15 protein-coding genes are annotated in these 17542 nt (G+C 45.1%); 4 read left to right on the forward strand and 11 right to left on the reverse strand.

Translation table 11 applies throughout. From position 1 onward, the window contains the following. Window positions 1-19: 19 nt before the first annotated feature. The 5 genes from J3349_RS00900 to J3349_RS00920 all read right to left on the reverse strand — a co-directional run bounded on the left by J3349_RS00900 (window position 20) and on the right by J3349_RS00920 (window position 6908). A complete protein-coding gene (locus tag J3349_RS00900) occupies window positions 20-1615 on the reverse strand; it encodes a recombinase family protein (RefSeq protein WP_207676062.1) in 1596 nt (531 codons plus the stop codon). Then, the gene (locus tag J3349_RS00905) at window positions 1608-3299 is read right to left on the reverse strand and encodes a recombinase family protein (RefSeq protein ID WP_207676064.1); all 1692 of its coding nucleotides are present in this window, start codon (window positions 3297-3299) and stop codon (window positions 1608-1610) included. Before J3349_RS00905 ends, J3349_RS00900 begins: the two co-directional genes overlap by 8 nt. A gap of 1 nt (window position 3300) precedes the next feature. Next, window positions 3301-4812 carry a recombinase family protein gene (locus tag J3349_RS00910; RefSeq protein WP_207676066.1) on the reverse strand — a complete coding sequence of 504 codons (1512 nt, stop codon included), beginning with the start codon at window positions 4810-4812 and terminating at the stop codon, window positions 3301-3303. Further along, a complete protein-coding gene (locus tag J3349_RS00915) occupies window positions 4809-6458 on the reverse strand; it encodes a recombinase family protein (protein ID WP_207676067.1) in 1650 nt (549 codons plus the stop codon). Before J3349_RS00915 ends, J3349_RS00910 begins: the two co-directional genes overlap by 4 nt. A gap of 171 nt (window positions 6459-6629) precedes the next feature. Further along, window positions 6630-6908, reverse strand: a complete 279-nt coding sequence (locus J3349_RS00920; RefSeq protein WP_242699444.1) for a DUF6870 family protein — start codon at window positions 6906-6908, stop codon at window positions 6630-6632. 400 nt (window positions 6909-7308) lie between these two features. On the opposite strand from J3349_RS00920, the gene mobC reads away from it, so the two are divergent. Continuing rightward, on the forward strand, window positions 7309-7710 hold the full coding sequence (gene mobC / locus J3349_RS00925; RefSeq protein ID WP_119250909.1) for a plasmid mobilization relaxosome protein MobC: 402 nt from the start codon (window positions 7309-7311) through the stop codon (window positions 7708-7710). Next, window positions 7673-9280: a relaxase/mobilization nuclease domain-containing protein gene (locus tag J3349_RS00930; RefSeq protein ID WP_207676076.1), complete on the forward strand. Its 1608-nt coding sequence runs from the start codon at window positions 7673-7675 to the stop codon at window positions 9278-9280. Before mobC ends, J3349_RS00930 begins: the two co-directional genes overlap by 38 nt. A gap of 382 nt (window positions 9281-9662) precedes the next feature. Here the strand turns inward: J3349_RS00930 and J3349_RS00935 are convergent, their stop codons facing one another. From J3349_RS00935 to J3349_RS00955, 5 genes are all read right to left on the reverse strand, one after another. Beyond that, a complete protein-coding gene (locus J3349_RS00935) occupies window positions 9663-10505 on the reverse strand; it encodes a YodL domain-containing protein (protein ID WP_207676078.1) in 843 nt (280 codons plus the stop codon). Further along, a complete protein-coding gene (locus tag J3349_RS00940; RefSeq protein ID WP_207676080.1) occupies window positions 10502-10732 on the reverse strand; it encodes a transposon-transfer assisting family protein in 231 nt (76 codons plus the stop codon). Before J3349_RS00940 ends, J3349_RS00935 begins: the two co-directional genes overlap by 4 nt. Then, window positions 10729-14175, reverse strand: a complete 3447-nt coding sequence (locus J3349_RS00945) for a DUF3849 domain-containing protein (protein ID WP_207676088.1) — start codon at window positions 14173-14175, stop codon at window positions 10729-10731. The genes J3349_RS00940 and J3349_RS00945 overlap by 4 nt, the downstream gene beginning before the upstream one ends. 344 nt (window positions 14176-14519) lie before the next feature. Beyond that, window positions 14520-15158, reverse strand: coding sequence for a sigma-70 family RNA polymerase sigma factor (locus tag J3349_RS00950; RefSeq protein ID WP_207676090.1), 639 nt, complete (start codon window positions 15156-15158; stop codon window positions 14520-14522). 431 nt (window positions 15159-15589) lie between these two features. Then, on the reverse strand, window positions 15590-15796 hold the full coding sequence (locus J3349_RS00955; protein ID WP_097776605.1) for a hypothetical protein: 207 nt from the start codon (window positions 15794-15796) through the stop codon (window positions 15590-15592). A 284-nt stretch (window positions 15797-16080) separates the two neighbouring features. Between J3349_RS00955 and J3349_RS00960 the strand changes: the two genes are divergently transcribed. After that, window positions 16081-16482, forward strand: coding sequence for a helix-turn-helix transcriptional regulator (locus J3349_RS00960; protein WP_055185268.1), 402 nt, complete (start codon window positions 16081-16083; stop codon window positions 16480-16482). Between the two features lie 45 nt (window positions 16483-16527). After that, window positions 16528-17082 (forward strand): ImmA/IrrE family metallo-endopeptidase, encoded by a 555-nt coding sequence (locus J3349_RS00965; protein ID WP_207676092.1) that lies wholly within the window; start codon window positions 16528-16530, stop codon window positions 17080-17082. Between the two features lie 71 nt (window positions 17083-17153). On the opposite strand, the gene J3349_RS00970 is transcribed toward J3349_RS00965, so the two are convergent. Next, entirely contained in the window at window positions 17154-17483 is a 330-nt protein-coding gene (locus J3349_RS00970; RefSeq protein WP_207676094.1) for a hypothetical protein, read from the reverse strand. Between the last annotated feature and the right edge of the window lie 59 nt (window positions 17484-17542).

Raw genomic sequence — 17542 nt, forward strand, 5'->3', positions numbered from 1 at the left:
CCTCGCTGTTTCTATGCAGTTATGCGCCATACTTTTCCAATGCTCTCCGAATCACATCCTCACAGTTAAACTCAACTTTCATCGTCTGATCGTCATACAGATAAACCATGCTGACAAAGGCATCCACACATTCCTTGGTCAGACCTCCTATGTATGTTTTTTGACTTGCCTGCTTTGTCAGACTGCGGATTTCCTCATCCAGTTCATCTGCGGTTTCCTGCTCTTCCTCTTCTATACGAATCTTCTCTTGCAAATCTGCCAGCTTTTCCCCAAGTCCTTTCTTCTTTTCCAGATATTCATTGCGGGTCAGAATCCCATCTGCATACGATTCATAGAGTTTAATTTGCTCTGCCCGAATCATTTCTGCCTGCTTTTTCAAATCATCAACATCTACACACTGCAAGGTTATGGATTTTTTCTCCTGCATTCCCTGATTCACAACTTCCAATGCTGTAAATACCGTTTTTATAGCGCGGGCAACTCTTGAATTGACCGCCTGCTCTCTGTAATAGCCTGAATAGCAGTGCGAGAATTTCCCCACTGACCTTTTGTGACCGCAACAGAATACCATTTCGCCATACTGCTTCTCATGCCGGAGCTGTCTCAGGCAGTTTCCGCAGCATATTTTGCCTTTCAGAGCAAAATCATCTTCGGTCTTGTATTGGATCGGAGCAACATTGCGGATTGCCTTTTGCGCCTGATAATACTCATCTTTTGTAACGATCGCTTCATGGGTGTTCTCCGTAATAATCCATTTATCTTCCGGCAAGGTGCGGAACGCCGTAGTATTCACATCAAGTTTCTTCCTTCTGCCCATCACCAAAGCCCCAGTATATTCGTACCGCCGCAGCACCCTCCAGACGATTCCTGGATTCCAAAGTATTTCGCTCTCCGGGGCTATAATTGCATTGCCGCCTACTATGGTATTTTTCCGTTTAGAGTACAATCCTGGTGTCGGCAAGCCCAATTCATTCATCGCATAGGCGATCTGCGTTGTATTGCGCCCAGATAATGCCAAATCAAACACCTTTCGGACGCAGGCCGCTGCTTCTGGGTCAATCGCCCATCGCTGATTGCCTTTCCCGTTCCAGACGTAACCAAACGGTACATTAACAGATGTAGCTTTGCCACTTTTCCAGTTCACTTCCAATGCCGCACGAACCTTTTTTCCAATGTCACGGCTATACAGATTATTCACCAGATTGCTGACTGCAACTTCGATGCCCGGAGTGCCGTTGTTCAGCTTCATGCTGTCAAAGGCATTGTTCACTGCTATAAAGCGGACACCCATCAATGGAAAAATCTGCTCAATATAATCGCCCACGCCAATATAATCACGCCCTAGCCGGGACAAATCTTTGACCACTATGGTCTTTATCTCCCCTTGCTTCAGGTCAATAATCATCTTCTGAAACGCCGGACGATTGAAGTTCGTTCCAGTATAGCCATCATCTACATACTCCACAATTTCGCCTGAGAGATCGTCCTGCTTTTCAATATAGGAATGGAGCAAAAGCCGCTGGTTTTCAATGCTATTGCTCTCATCCTTGCTTCCCTTTTTCAAATCTCCATCTGACAGAGATAATCGAAGATAAATCGCAATCTTATTATTCATTCTGCACCTCCGCCACAAATGCCAGAACCTCTTGATACGGGTCACTGCACTTAAACTCGATCTCTACCGAATTGTCGATGCCCACATAGATTTTCTTGATAAGCTCATGTACCAGTTCTTCATCAAATTCCTTCTGATTCAGAATAGCTCTCATCCGCTCCATCTGTTCATCGCAAATTCTCATTCTCTTTTCAAGTTCTAATGACCGCTGCCGCTGCTTTTGCAATTCCTGTTCCAGCCGCTGCTTTTCAGCAATATAGTGTTCTTTTAACTGACTGTACTCTTCTTCATCCAGAATTTCTGCCTTATAGTCCTCATATAAGCGCAGCCGCCGTTCTTCGGTTTCCTGAATCCGAAATGCAATCGAGTTTTCTTTCACCTTGATGGAACGGGTGGAATCCAGACCACCGTTGTTCAGCATTTCTTTTACCATCTTTTCTTCTTCGCACATGGTAGAAACAAGATGATGAATCTGCTTCATTGCTACCATCATAAGCATTTTTTCTGGCACAGTATGATAGGAACATGGTGTTGTCCCTTTCTTTCTCTTGCACTGGAATACTCCAAAATAGCTTTCCTCTTCCGTTTTATGCACCTGACGCACAAATGTCATGCTGCGCCGACAACAGCCGCAAAACACCATGCCTGCAAAGTGATTCCTACACTCTGTCCGCACCTGTTCTGAACGAGCCATTGCATTATTTCGTCTTTCCTTATTATGTTTTCTTTTTTCCTGCACGATTTCAAAATCGGACTTCAAGATAATTGCCTCATGAGCATTTTCCACAATATGCCATTCTTCCTTATCTACCGGGTGCAGCCCAATTCCTTTATAAGAGGCAGTCCGGGTTTTTCCCGTCACCAAATTTCCGATATATACCTGACTATCCAGAATACGGAGAACAGAACTGGAATGCCATTTATTAAAAGTCGTATCATGTCCCTCGTGCAGTCTACGATTCAGATGTTCATTCGGACGAGGCACTTCCAGAAATTCCAACCTCCGAGCAATCTCATTCGTACTCAGACCCATGAGATACCACTGATAAATCAGCTTCACATACTTTGCTTCATCTGCCACTTCATACTGACTTTTCTGTTCATTCATGCGATAGCCATACGGCACACACCATGAAGTAGGGATTCCTTTTTCCCTACGCATCTGGTAGCTCAGCCCAATTTTCTTTGAGATGTCCTTTGCGTACAGGCTGTTTACCATGTTCTTGATGGGGACTGCAAGACTGTCCACATCCGACTGCCGGATATTGTCAAAATCATCATTGATAGCAATAAACCGGATATGAAGCATCGGAAAAATCGTTTCCAGATAGTTGCCCGTTTCAATGTAGTCACGACCAAAGCGGGACAAATCCTTAACCACAATACACTGGATTTTCCCTGTCCGCACATCCTGCATCATACGCTCAAACTCCGGGCGGTCAAAGTTTGTTCCAGTAAAGCCATTGTCCACATAGGTATCCGTCAGTGTCAGCTCTGGATGTTCCTTTATATAATTATGGATTTGCAGAATCTGCGTATTCAGGGTATCTTCTGTTTCATGCCCGCTGTTCTCCGAGGATAATCGTGCATACGCTGCTGTACGCAGAAGATTGACTTCTTCGGAAATACGAATCTCCGGTGCAGCACTCTGCGGCATTATGTTTTTTCTGCTCTTTCTAGCCATTTTAATTTTCCTTTCCGTTTCTCAGCCATTCCTCCGGGAAGAATCTTGTCCATTCTTCTCCCTTCAAAACAACCTCTACTCGCTTAAAATCCTCAATCCAAACCCGCTCCACATATTTTTTGATGTGCGTCCGTTCCAGTATTTCAGGAGTCGTAAGGTCTTGAAATTTTGTCAGCCATGGATTTACATAACTGAACGCCTTCTCTATTACGGAAACTTTCATCATAATGTTCTTGAACTCTGCTTCCAGTTCTTCTATTTCTGCCTGATACTGAGATTCAAAATCCTCCAACTGCTCTTGTTCCATTTCACATCTTTCATATTTCCGGTAGACAGCAGTTCTCTCAACATCTTTTTCAGACAGCGCATCCATAAGTGTTCTTGCCTGTTTCCTATAAGGCTGAAGCACAATATTCTGGCATCGCTTAACTTCATCTTTGTCCGATTCCAGTAATCTGCCAATATATCTTGCCTGCTCCTGCGCTGTTTTCAATGAAGATCGAATCGCATCAAAAATTTCAGTGCTTTCAATATAGGGTGCTTTCCCACTAAAGCACTTATATTTTCTGTCAAAAGAATATATCTGCCTTGTTTCGTCCTCAGTCGTTCTGCACAACAAGCGTTCTCCACTTGCCCGGTCATATATTTTCTTGATAAGGATATTGGGCGTTGATCTCCGTTTAGGAGCAGGAAGTTTAACCGAATCATTGATTCTTTCCTGCACCTTTTGAAAATCTTCCTCTGATACGATTGGTGGAACTTCCATCTTCTTCTCAGCACCGGACAGCTTCAATGTGAGCTTTCCGATATAGAGTGGATTCACCAGAATAGAGCGAATTGTCGTGACAGGCCATTTTGTTTTCCTCGTCACCTTTTTATTTCGAGTCATCTGAATTTGCGGCGATGGGACATTTTGTGCGTCCAATGCCGCTCCGATTTCTTGAAGCGTCATTCCTTCCAGATACATCTGAAAAATTAGTTTCACAATGTATGCGCTTTCCGAATCAAGCACAAAGCTCCTACGATCTTCTGATATGTCATATCCATACTTTGCCTGCCGATGTGTCAGCACTCCTTTTTCAAAGCTGTCCTGTCTGTTCGCTATAAATTCAAATCGAATTTTCTCAATGGCCTTTTCCTTAAAATACTGTTCCACTTCGTCCGCTGTTCGGTCTGTACTGCAAAAATCATCCTCAACAACAGCAAACTGAATACCAACCGGATAAAAAGTTTTCTGTAATACCTCAATGGCAAATGGCAATGTCTTGCCAAAACGGAAGATGGAATCAACGGCAACCGCATCGAATTTTTGTGTCATGCCGTCTTGCACCATTCGATCAAAACCATCGGCTGCTTCTGCCGATCTCTTGCGGTCACTGTACTTTTCTGATATTCTGTACCCTTTATTTTTCAAGTATTGTTCAATATTTGCATTCTGTTCTGCAATCGTATTGGCAGGATTTTCTTCTCCGATCCTGCTGGAGATTGAACGTGTGTAACTTACCCACCTCATTCTTCTGCCACCTCTTTCCCGTTATGCGCCTGATATTCCATGAATTTTTCTGTAATGCTGTGTAGTTCGTCCTCAAAGCAGAAGTGAATTTCAATTTCTTCCTTACTATGAATGTCGATGTGGTCGATTAGTTCTACCACCACCCGCCGTTCCAGCGTTTTAATGTGCTGGTACTGTTTCAGTTCTTCCAACCAACCGGGAAGCATTGTGTCATGCTTGACCGCCTCCTGCTTTTTATCCTGAATCGCCTGAATTTTGTCTTGCGCCTCTTTTATCTTCTGCGCAAACCGGGCATTCATCTCACTGTACTCTTCCTTGCTGACAACATCATCGCAGAAATCCTGATACAGCCGAACTTTCAAATTACGGTATCGTTCCAATTCCGCTTCCAGTGCATTGATTTGTCCATCCAAAATTTTTACGCCAATCTGTTCACCGCTTGCCAGGTCTGCATGAGATAACACCTGTTCTGCTTCAACAAGAAGTGCAACCTGATGCCGGATTGCCGCCAAAACACTTCCTTCCAGCTTCTCGCCGTTTATCATGTGCGGAGTGCAATCTCCGCCATTCTTATAGGTAGAACAGTGATAGTATTGATATTTCTTTCCTTTCTTTGTCACCGTGCGCCGAATCATGTTCTGTCCGCAGTCAGCGCAGCGCAGAAAGCCTGATAATGGATATACTGTTTTCTGACTAGGTGAAGTGCGTGTATCCAATTCCATCAACTGCTGCACCTGTTGGAACTCACCTCTACTGATAATCGCGTCATGTGTTCCCTCGACACGAATCCAGTTATCAGTCCCAACATCCTGACTCTTTTTTATTTTGTAGTTAATTTTCCGACGTTTGCCTTGAATCAAGGTTCCCGTATAGGATTCATTTTTCAGAATCCGATTGACCGATACCACCGTCCATTTCTGGTTCAGTCCCGCTCGAAATCCGCAAGTATAATTGAATCCGCTGGCTCGTTTGTACTCATTTGGCGGCAAAACTCCCAATTCATTCAGATGGTTTGCAATGTGCTGTGCGCTCATCCCGTTGAGCTTCAGCTTGAAGATTTCCTGCACGATGCCCGCCGCGTATTCATCTATAATCAAATGATTCTTGTCTTTCGGGTCTTTCTGATACCCGTATCCTGCAAAGCTGCCGATGAACTGTCCTTCTTTCCGTTTTACATCCAAGTGACTTCTGACACGCATGGAAATGTCACGGCAATAGGTATCGTTGATAAGATTGTTGAACGGAATCAGGATGCGTCCCTTATCATCGTTTTCTTCTGCACTGTCATAATGATCGTTGATGGCGATAAATCGGACTCCCATAAATGGAAAGATTCTTTCCAGATAACGTCCTGTTTCAATGTAGTTTCTGCCGAATCGTGATAAGTCTTTGACGATAATACAGTTGATTTTCCGATTCTCAATGTCCTGCATCATCCGTTTGAAATCCGGGCGTTCAAAATTCGTACCGCTGTATCCATCGTCTACATACTCATCGACCTTATGCAGTTCCGGGTGCTTTCCCAGATAATCGTTCAGTAAGGCTCTTTGATTTTTGATGCTGTTGCTTTCCTGCTGATCGCCGTCCGAACGTGACAATCGAAGATACACAGCGCAGCGATATTGTCCATTTTCCTGAAAAAACATAAAAAGCCGATAACCTCCTTAATCTATTTGTCGTTCTGACAATAAACCAAGAAAATTATCGGCTTTAGTTAGCATATTCTGTTTTGACCCAAAGCCATTATCTCATATTTCGCGGTCTATGTCAACACTTTAATATGTTAAAGTGCAGATTTTCTTCTACTTTATTCTTTTTTATCTTCTATGCGTCCGTGCGCATTTTTTCAGTGTGTCCTCTAATCGGTTCTCTCCTGCAAAGCTGATCTTCACTACCATGCCCTTGTCAAGATAGCAATAAGGGTTCTTGATCTGCGAAATGAAATCGACCATCCGCTCCCGCTGCGACAAGTCTTTTCTAATTTCCACTTCGTTGATGTCTACCAGTTCCTTGCGGTTCACATTACGGAGATCGGTCTGCGCCATCTGGCGCAGGCTTTCCATGGTGTGATAGGTTCGTGCAGTTGTTTCGGTCATTCACTCATTCCTTTCTGTTTTTTGGGTGGTGTGTCAACCTCTTTCACTTATAGAATTGGAGAAAGGCCATTTCGCAAGGTATTTCAAAATTTTTTTGATTTTTCTCAAAAACACCTTGCGAAACACGCTCTGCACGATTCTAAAGATAGAAGAACCCGAAAAATGCGTAAGGCTACGGCTTCCACCGTAAGTAGCGCAAGATTCGCCTGGAGTAACTCAAAATTCACTTTCGTGATTTTTCGTTACCGGCAATCTTGATGGGGATTCCGCTTCCCCATTCCCTCGGTACGCACAAAATCTCTGATTTTGGCTATTTGGCTTCCACTAAAGTGGTCGCAGCCGACCGCCTACGGCTTGTCGGGATTTGCTTCGCAAATAAATTTGAAGGGAGTTTCTATCTATGGGCAGAAGAAAAAAGTGCGAGCAGATAAAAAGAACAAATAACGTAATGGTACGTTTTACGGATGCCGAGTACGCTTCTATTTCCATTTCTGCTGAACAGGCAGGCTATCCGGTTGCCGTTTATGTCAGGAAGAGTGCGCTGGACGAACGCATCGAAGTCCACTACAACATCACTGCAGAACTTCCCGAACTTCAAAAACTGATTGCTGAGTATTCTGCCATCGGCAACAACCTAAATCAGATTGCCCAATACTTCCACTCTGGCGGTTTCTATTCCAAGTCAATGCAGGACGAGATCAACCGCCATCTCACTGCATTATGGCAGCTTCGGCAGGAAGCAATCAAATTAGGGGGAACCTATCATGGCCGTGTTAAAACACATCGCAATAAAAAACGCTGATTACAGTGCGGCAGTCTGCTATTTGAAATACCAGCATGATGAACGACACTTAAAACCGCTCCTTGATGAAAACGGGAGCATGATGCTCCGCAGCGAATTTCACATGAATGGAGTAAACTGCAATCCCGACACCTTTGATCTTGAGTGCGAAATGCTCAATGACCAGTATCGAAAAAACTACCGATACGACGAAGTCAAGTCCCATCACTATATCATCAGTTTTGATCCGCGCGATAAAGACGAACACCATCTTACTGGCGAGAAAGCACAAACCCTGGGACTTGAATTTGTGAAGAATCATCTTCCCGGCCATCAAGCATTGGTCTGTACTCACACGGATGGACATAATGGCAGTGGCAACATCCATGTTCATATCATAATCAACAGCTTACGGAAACTGGACATAGAGCCACAGTCATACACCACACGCAGCATTGACTGCAAAGCAGGATACAAACATCACCTGACAAAAGATTATCTAAAATACTTACAGCAAGAACTTATGAATCTATGCCAGCGTGAAAATCTGTATCAGGTCGATCTTCTCTCTCCGGCTCAACATAAAATCACTGAAGCTGAATACTGGTTGCAAAAGCGAGGTCAGAAAGAGCTGGAAGATATAAACGAACAGATCATTGCTGATGGCATGAATCCAATGGAAACAACATTTCAGACTCGTAAGCAGTTTGTTCGGAATGCCGTTTCAGAGATTTCTTCCTCCGCAATTTCGTTTGAAGATTTTCAAAGCCAGTTATTTGAAAAGTATAAGATTCATGTGAAAGAAAATCGGGGAAGATATAGCTATCTGCATCCAGAGCGAGAGAAGTACATTTCTGGTCGCTCTTTAGGCACAAATTTTGATAAAGATTATTTGCTCAATCTTTTTGAAGCCAATGCACTTGCTGCTGAGCAAGAAGAAAAGCAACGACAGACCATGCCCGATTACCATGCAGACCCGATTGCCATTCTCTTCATTCGCTCTGATCTGCGTCTTGTTGTGGACTTGCAGAACTGTATTAAGGCTCAACAGAGCAGAGCTTATGCTCAAAAAGTCAAAATTTCCAATCTTCAGCAGATGGCAAAGACCGTAGCTTACATTCAGGAAAACGGATTCGATACCAGAGAAAATTTACAGACAACCTACGATAGCATCACATTACAGATGCACGATGCACGGCAAAAGACAAAGGACACCGAAACACAAATCAAATCTGTGAATGAGCAAATCCACCATCTGGGTCAGTATCTTTCCACAAAATCCACCTACAATGAATTTTTGAAAGCTCGCTTCAAAGGAAAATTTCGCAAGGATCACGCTGATGAAATTGAGAAGCACGAAAAAGCCGCCCAGATTCTGAAAGCACAAAATCCAGACGGCTCACTTCCGAAGATGAAAGATTTGAAGCTTGAAAAAGAACGATTACTTGCCTTGAAAGCGGCTCAATACGACACCTATACCTATTATAAAGATTATCAGAAAGAATTACGAACAGCCTGCGCCAATGTTGACAACATCTTGGGGCAGCACCACATTCGAGATCACACTCAGCGAACAGAACAGACCCTTTAAGCAAAAAAGAGCCACCATACGCTACCCTTTTGTTGGGTAAGCCTATGGTGGCTCTTGCACTATTTTCAGTCTTTAAGCGTCCCTGTATTTCAAGAAACCATTTTGTAATTCCACAAAGCGATCCTGAAATATTTCTTCCAACGCCTGTTTGCAGGGAACTCTCTGCATCCGGGCAACAACAGATGCTTCCATTACTCTGAATGTCTGCTGATTATGTTCTCCACAGAACTGAACATAAGAATTTATGTATGGTTCCGCTGCATCAAATGTCCACGAGATTTCTTTCTTCAACCTCAAGAATTAAATATTTTACTTTTTGTTGCCAAAGTGGAAACAAGTCCTATCCCAGAGATTGCTATATCTCCAGGATAGGACTTGTTCATCACTTCCTGTTCCGTTCCATATCAGCCGACTGCTCTTGGCTACTCTTTTGCTTTTCCCGTGCCATCTGCCTGATTCGCAATTTATCAAGAACGGATTCCCGTCCGTTGATTATGCGAGGCTTCGGGAGATTGTTGGCACAGCCATCAATCATATTGTAATTCTGTTCCGTAGTGGATTCTACGGCCCGAACATATTCCCCGTTCTCATAGAACTTCTGATAATGTTCCATCTGGTGTAGTGAAAACTTCTGATTCACCGGCTTTTCTATCAGCGGTGGATGCAGATAATCCAGAATCTTTTTTCTGGCATCCTCATCCAACCCTTTTCGGATTTCAGTGGAAACCAGTTTGCCAGAAGCATCTACAATCACGTTCGGTGCTTTTTCCTTATAGACTTCATGCTGCATCAGAAAAAAGTGCTGGCTTTCTACCACGCATTCTTCGGTTGCCATCCACGTTCCAGCACATCCATCTATAAAAAGATTCTTCGTGTCAAGTGTAACCAGAATGCCAGAGCTACTACTGCGGATAAAGCCAGCAACCACAACAAGGGAGTCCTTATCCACGAAATACGCCGTAATTTCTCCCTGTTGGTTTATGACAATCACATCACCGATACCAAATGGACGACCACGGAAGTTTTTCGGTCGATGCTCTTCCAACCGTTTCCGAATCATCTCTGGTGTGTCCGATGTAAACAACTTTGTAAAATACGCCTGCTGATAATTTTGTACGATCACCTGAAAATGATGTTCCGTCAAATACTGATACGAGCGCGACCGATACGCAGCAAGTTCTGCAATTTCTTTCAGCTGATAGACCGCATACTGATTGATATTCATTTTGCCACCACATCCTGAAGATACGGTTTAAGGTCAAGTCTGGAAAATTCCATGTCCGAAATAGAGCGCATCTTTTTCATGGTCGATGCTACCAGCGAAAAAACTTCAACATCGCCCTCGACAAACGGAACAACTTCCTCGATATATCTCATGGTTTCCGTCCGTGTCGGCTGCTCAAACATTGCCATAACCATCATCTCATCTGCATTAAACTTCACCTTGCTCACAGTTCCATTTCTCCTTTCTTCTTTGCCTTCTTCGGTTTTTCCTGTTCCTGCGCCTTTTTGCGGTTCTTCAACGCTTCACAAACAGACTGCCGGGTGCTGGGGCGTTCCTCTAACTCCTTGCTTGCCTGCCGCTTTTCCAAAAGCGTTTTCATATCCGAAATTGCTTTCTGCACCAGCGGACTTTCCCGGTAATGCTGGATATGGTTGACGATTTCTGCCTGCACTTCTCCACCTACCATCAGGTCAAACATTCCCGAATAGATGCTTCCATCCTCAAGGGAAAAGCCAATGCTCTTGATTCCGTTCATCCGCTCTGCCGGAATCTTATCGTAGACTTCCAATGCCTGCTCCAAGGTCAGATTGTCATGGAACTCACCCATCACTGGGAACTCTGCACACTCTGCCACATAAAAGCTGATGCTTGCTTCTGGCGCAGGCTTCTCTGCCGCCAGCTTTTCTTTCATCGCTTCTGCCCGCTGTGTTTCTGCACGGTAGGACTGTTCCTGAAGATATTCAGCGCTAATCACACCGCACTCAGAAACGCTGTGTCCGTGTTCTGCCAGAACTTCTTCCATCACTTCCTGCACGGGTCTGTACTCGTCTGTTTCAACAATGCCACCGTCCATTACTGTGAAGTCCTTACTATATAAGGTATAGTCGTAGCCGTCCTCGCTGGTCTGGATGTGAAAATAGCCATCGTTGATCTCATAGGCTACCGCCACATCCTGCACTTTCAATGCTTCTGCCACCAATGCAACAACATGATTCTGGATGTACGGATTATCCCAGCCCGGAACTTTCTTGTAGTCCTCCACAATCGTGTCGATACCGTTCTTGCACTGCACAATGTCCAGACTGCCCGGAAGTGGGTCAGGCATTTTCTCTACGCCAAGGGCTTTTAGATGAAAATTCGGAACCTGCTGATAGCAGGACATTGCATCATCGAGATCCCCGAACTTCTCAATTTGCATCGGATTGGTCTGCAAATCTGTCACAACATAGAACTGCTGCACAAAAGGCTTTTCCGGCTCCCTCTGCTGTTCAGTCTCAAGTTCTTTGCGGTACATATCCACAAATCCGTTCAGCACAGCCGGGTGACTGCACACGATCCAGTCAGGACGAATGTTGTTACCGCGTTCTCCTTTACAGGTGGTCTCTGCCCATTCCTTATTGCTGTGCGAATACCGTCCGTCGTGATTGTTATAATTCAGCGTATACGCCAGAATATAGCCCATACGCTCCATGCCGAACTGTTCAACGACGGATTTCGTAGCATCGTCTGCAAGGTGCATTCCATCGAAATTGTCTGCAATCGCTTCTTCAATGGCATTTCTGCAATCTTCATTGAGCTGTCTGGAAATGCGGTACAAATCCACCTCGCCATTCTCTGCTGCATAGGCAAAAGATTCGTAATAAACCGGAACATCCGAATCATCCGTGCGGCTTTCCTCTGCCACAGGCACAGCCTGTTCTTCTTTTTGTGAAGTCGGATTCTTTTCTGCAAAATAATCATTCAGCGGATTCTTTGCCAGTTCTGCATCATACTGGTTCGGTCGAAGCACCCGCGCCACCCATGCAGGACGCTCCATATCTTTCAGATAGATCAGAGAATCCGTAACACGTTCGATTTTATAAAGGCGGTCATCTTCCAGATAGAGATAATCCCCGACATTTCTGCTGTACTTTGCCGCCTGCTTCTGGGGTTCTTCAACCACTGCGGTGGTTGAATGCTCTTTCGATTCCTGTTCCTGCGCCCAAATATCGAAAAGCGATATTTGTCCTGTCTCAGAAACAGAAATCTCAACAGCCTTTTTCTTTTCCGGGAAGATCGTGTACGTTCCCTCGACATACTGGTGCAGTTCAGCAAGCGTCTTTGATTTTTCCGCATATTCCGGGGAATCCAGCGGCACGGAAAGAAGTGCTGCATCCATCTTTTCCAGAAGCTCTACCGCCTGTTCCGGGTCAGCCAGCATGGTGGGCAGTTTCTTTCTGGCATCCTCATTCAGCAATTCCCGCTTAAATGGACGCTCTACTTCATCGGGCAGACGATGGTAGAAACCGATTACCCGATTTGCCATCTGCTCACGCTCGTAACTCGGCATCCGGCTGTAATCCGCAGGCTTCAGATACAAACTCTGGTCAATGAGCTTTGCAACTCGTTCAGCCGCCTGGTTCCAGTTCAGCTTTACCAGCGCATCCGGCTTTCCATAGATGCCCCGTGCCAGTTCAAGACCTCTGCCGTCATAGCTGGCATGGGAATTATCTGCACGGGAAAGTGCATGACTGCTGCCGCCCACACCGTATCGGTCTTTCAGAAATGCCGCGCGTTCTGCTTTCTCTGTATGGGTAAGGAAGAAACTGTACGTTGCCAGCCTGCCATCCGAATACGGCCCGCCGCCTGCAAGGAAAGCATTGATCTCATCTTCCGTGATAAAGACTTCCTGCTCATTCCACTGAAAGCCCTCTCTTGCCTGATACGGCTGGAACGGGAGGGCAAACTTCTGAAACTGTTCGGATACTTTGTCCGGGCGATAGAACGGCATCCGCATCACGCTTTTATCTTCGGCGTAGGCTTCTGCCAGTCCCAAAAGACGTTCGTTCAGGTCAGCCAGAAATTCCGGCTGGTCAATCAACTTTGCAAGTCGTTCTGTAAGTTCCGGGTATCCGCCGGAGAAGATGGACGTATCGGCAAAGACCATCTCTGCCACGCCCTCTGCCATATCGCGTTCCATATAGCTTAGGGCTTCTGCGTGTTCATGCAGAGCATTGCCACGGGCTGCATCCAGGACAGACTTTGGTGCGTACTCTCCCTGCTGCAGAAGCTGATGGATTCTGCAGCTGACATCTTCCCAGGACAGAAATGCTTTGTTTTTGGGGTCGTTCCGAACCGTATCTCCAACGGCGATCTGCATACCCAACTCATCGAACCAGACTGCATATTTTGTGCCGCCGATCTCAAAGCCCTTGCCGCCCTCGCCATACTCTTTTTTGACGAAAGCAGTATACTCTTCCGGGATCTGTTCGGTCATAAAGTTATAGATAAGGCGGAGCTGGCTTTTGCTTCGATTGCTTCCCGTCCGCAGGATTTCATCCACAACTTCTGCCGGAATCGTGATCTCATCGGCATACTGGGCCTGCATCGGGGCTTCGATTGCCCGAATCTGCTGTTCCACGGTCGGCAGACTGGGCAGAGAAAAAGCAGAGGCAATTTCTTCCTCTGCTTCGCTCAAATCCTGTTCGGTTGTGTCAGCGGTTAGTTGTACACCAATTCCTTCAGCACGATCTCTTCCGCCATCGCGGTCAGATTGTTCTGATGTGCCACCCATTTGCACTATTATAAATAACAGTACATTCCTACGACGGAGCATCTTGCGACACTCCGCCGCATTGTATCTGCTGTTATTTGAGCTTTGCCATTCTGCCCCAGCCCGTTCCTGCCCCATATTTCAGCGGCGTTTTCTCTGACAAGACACGCAGGATGCACATTCAGTATCAGAAGTATCTCTCTGGGATGGCTTATTCAATTTTCAAGGTTCCGGTGAGAGGTTTTGTATTGTCCTCTCATCCTTAGAATCGGAGAAAGGTCATTTCGCAAGGTGTTTTCAAAAAACTTTTTGAACATTTTGTGAACCTTCCGATTGGGGTGGAGAATTTTTGTGTCCTCTCACTCCTAGAATCGGAAAAGGGCTATTTCGCAAGGTGTTTTGAAAAAAGTTCAAAAAATTTTTGAGCCGCCCAATTCAGCGTGTTTTCTGATTGGACGGCTCATCTTTTAATTATGTATCTGTTAGCAGCTGCACAATGCCCGGAAATGCTTTTTCTGTATCTTGTAAATTGCTGCGTTATAAATTCCGGTAAGATTCTGGCGAGTCATGCCAAGGTGTTTTGCCGCCTCTGTGAAAGACAGACCATGGAACAGGTGGATGTGAACGACCTTTCTCTGCAAATCAGTCAAAGTAGAGAGCAATTCTTCCACTCTTTCCTCACTTATCATTCTTTCCAGTGTGCTGACTGCTCCATCGACTCCCTCCAGGATTTCTTCTTTATACTCCCTGTCCTCACGGGATGGCATCCACTTTCCTTGGATGATCTCATAGTTCATAAAAATCCGATCCTCTCCTTCCAGAACCAGACGGATGTGCCACTCGTATTCATCAAATTCCTCTTCCTCAATGTGATGTCCCGCCCCTTCTGCTGCATCATATTTATAATGTACACAGTCGCGGAGAGAAAAAACTGTCACCCTCTTGTGCGCCCGGTAGATCACATAACCGTTCTGGTAGACATTGATGCTGCCATGATTTTCCAAGACCTTTTCGGTAACCACTGGCACACCAGATACCTCAAGTGCCTTCACGGTTGGAACACGCTGTTCCTTGTACAAAGGGAGTTCAACAAGCTTTTTCAGATCCTTGAATGTCATCATAATGTCCACCTTTCTGCCTTTTGGCTGCGGGCGGTCTGAAACAAAAAATGCAGCAAAAGTTGTCCCAGACTTACCCGTTTTTTTTTGAACGGGAAGTCTAAGACTTCTCCTACTGCATCGCTATTTTATGATTCACTTTTAAGGTGTGATGTTTAGTCTCTCATATATAGAATTGCTGGAAGGGCATTTCGCAAGGTGTTTTTGAAAAAAAATCAAAAAAACCGGAACAGGATGAGTTACTCACAGGCGCACTACTGCGCTGCATTCGCTCATTCTGTTCCGGCCTATATCACATATTGCTACGGTATCGCTCTAAACAAACAGATATTATATTGTAGACCCAAAAGAACGTCTGATGGAGCTGGTCGGCTAACCAAGTGCCGCCTAAGATTCCACCTCTGCGCTTTCAGTGTCCGATGAAGCACTCTGCTTCAGGCTTCTTTCCGTTGGTTCTCTGCTGTGAAAAATTCGATACTCTTCACAGGAAGGCCGTGAATACACTCCACCAGAGATTCAGCAGAAATATAATCTTCACAGCCACCACGCTTGATCTGAAGCATATTCTTTCCATCAACGACACTGCGATTCCCGATCCGCAGCCCTTTGGGGGTGCGGATTTCATGTTCTCCGTTGCTCATCTTCTCACGGCCTCCTTTGTGTTGGTTTAAGTTTCTTCTTTTCTTCTATTCAATTTCACCTTTTGAACTTCCGCTCTTTTTTCACCTTTTTCATCTTGCATATTTACGATTTTTACGGTATAATAATCCAAAAGATGATAGAATATAGCATATATTATAAGCAAGTCGTGTCGCCGTGTCAAGAGGAAAATGTGAAAATTCGTTGCATCTTCCAGATTGAATATTTACAAATCCCGTTGCACATTGTTACAGCACGATAACTACGCCATAGAAAGGTTGCAAACATGAAATTTGGAGAGAAAGTCCGCGATCTGCGAAAAAAACATTCTTTAACACAGGACGAATTGGCACAATGTCTGGGTATCAACAAACGAACGATCATCGGATGGGAGCGGGATGGCCGCTACCCTCGCAGTATTGAAATGCTTGAAAAGATGGCCGACATATTCCATGTACCTTTGACCTATTTACAGCCGGATCAGTCTTTATTTATCGAACGTGCCGCCGAAGCCTACGGAAAAAAGGGCAAAATAGAAGCCCAGCATCTCGCATTCGAGCTTACTGAGCTATTTGCCAGCGGAGAGTTGACCCCGCAGGATATGGACGGCATCATGTATGAAATGCACAAAGCCTATTTTAAGTACCGAGAACAAAAACGAGAAAAAGAACGAATCATGAACCTGTAAATCACTGTTCCATTCACTATGCCATCCCCGAAAGGAGATCACATTATGGATTCTGCATTTATCTACCGAGCTGCCAACGAACTTGTCCAAAGTGCCGGAACTCGCAACATCAAACGGATCGCGCGCAGTTGCAGTCTGGACATCAGTGAAACCTCCCGCATTAAAGATATGTTGGGTTTGCTTTCGCTCTATTTTGATAAACCATTGATCCTTATCAATCGCCAGCTGGACAAACAGACAAAGCAGATGGTGTGCGGCTATGCGCTGGGGCATTATCTGGAGCATCAGCTGCTTATGGACTTGCATACCCTGGACAAGTTTCTGACCATTAAGGACAAGCACATCCTTCTTTACGAGCATAACGCTTTCACATCCCACCTGATGCTGGACAGTGATGAAGTCTATCAAATGACGAAGCGCGGGCTGGATGCTGCTCAAATTGCCGCTGCTAAGGGAATCCACCTCAATCTGGTGCTGGTGAAGCTGCTGGAACTGCATCATCTAGGATATGATCTACGTCACTACCACGCCCAGCACCATGCGTTTATCAAAAAGCTCAACCTTCCGGCACATTTTCAGTTTGATGTTGCCGTTGGATGAACTTATGTTCTCATAATTCTAAAACCCGTAATGAACGGTGCGTTATGCCTGTCCATCACGGGTTTTTCGTGTTATTTCAGTTTTGCGAGAATTTCATCGGCACTCATGCCTTCGGCCAGCAGCTTTTTCAGAACGGACTCTGCTTCTGTCTTTTTTGCTTCTTCTGCAGCTTTGGCATCTGCCTTTGCCTTCTTCGCTTCCAGCATTGCCACTTCTTTTTCGGCCTTCTTCAGAGCAGTCTTCTTCACTTTTAGGTCAGCCTTCAAAGTGTCAATGTTTGCGGTGATAGATGCGATTTCCGCTGTGAGCGCTTCCTTTGCGGACTGCTTTTCTGCAATCTGCGTTGCGAAATCAGCAGTCACAGTTTTGGGCTTATTCTTGCTACCTTTGGGACGGGGCATAGGGGACACCTCCATCAAATTCATATTGCTTTAATGTAAGTATATCATATTGTTTGCTC

Source organism: Faecalibacterium sp. Marseille-P9590 (genome assembly GCF_017377665.1).
GTDB lineage: Bacteria > Bacillota > Clostridia > Oscillospirales > Ruminococcaceae > Faecalibacterium.

Bases quoted from the DNA above. Each gene is read 5' to 3' on its own strand.
- J3349_RS00900 (WP_207676062.1), bottom strand. From the start codon at position 1,615: ATGAATAATAAGATTGCGATTTATCTTCGATTATCTCTGTCAGATGGA.
- J3349_RS00905 (WP_207676064.1), bottom strand. From the start codon at position 3,299: ATGGCTAGAAAGAGCAGAAAAAACATAATGCCGCAGAGTGCTGCACCG.
- J3349_RS00910 (WP_207676066.1), bottom strand. From the start codon at position 4,812: ATGAGGTGGGTAAGTTACACACGTTCAATCTCCAGCAGGATCGGAGAA.
- J3349_RS00915 (WP_207676067.1), bottom strand. From the start codon at position 6,458: ATGTTTTTTCAGGAAAATGGACAATATCGCTGCGCTGTGTATCTTCGA.
- J3349_RS00920 (WP_242699444.1), bottom strand. From the start codon at position 6,908: ATGACCGAAACAACTGCACGAACCTATCACACCATGGAAAGCCTGCGC.
- mobC (WP_119250909.1), top strand. From the start codon at position 7,309: ATGGGCAGAAGAAAAAAGTGCGAGCAGATAAAAAGAACAAATAACGTA.
- J3349_RS00930 (WP_207676076.1), top strand. From the start codon at position 7,673: ATGGCCGTGTTAAAACACATCGCAATAAAAAACGCTGATTACAGTGCG.
- J3349_RS00935 (WP_207676078.1), bottom strand. From the start codon at position 10,505: ATGAATATCAATCAGTATGCGGTCTATCAGCTGAAAGAAATTGCAGAA.
- J3349_RS00945 (WP_207676088.1), bottom strand. From the start codon at position 14,175: ATGGGGCAGGAACGGGCTGGGGCAGAATGGCAAAGCTCAAATAACAGC.
- J3349_RS00950 (WP_207676090.1), bottom strand. From the start codon at position 15,158: ATGATGACATTCAAGGATCTGAAAAAGCTTGTTGAACTCCCTTTGTAC.
- J3349_RS00955 (WP_097776605.1), bottom strand. From the start codon at position 15,796: ATGAGCAACGGAGAACATGAAATCCGCACCCCCAAAGGGCTGCGGATC.
- J3349_RS00960 (WP_055185268.1), top strand. From the start codon at position 16,081: ATGAAATTTGGAGAGAAAGTCCGCGATCTGCGAAAAAAACATTCTTTA.
- J3349_RS00965 (WP_207676092.1), top strand. From the start codon at position 16,528: ATGGATTCTGCATTTATCTACCGAGCTGCCAACGAACTTGTCCAAAGT.
- J3349_RS00970 (WP_207676094.1), bottom strand. From the start codon at position 17,483: ATGCCCCGTCCCAAAGGTAGCAAGAATAAGCCCAAAACTGTGACTGCT.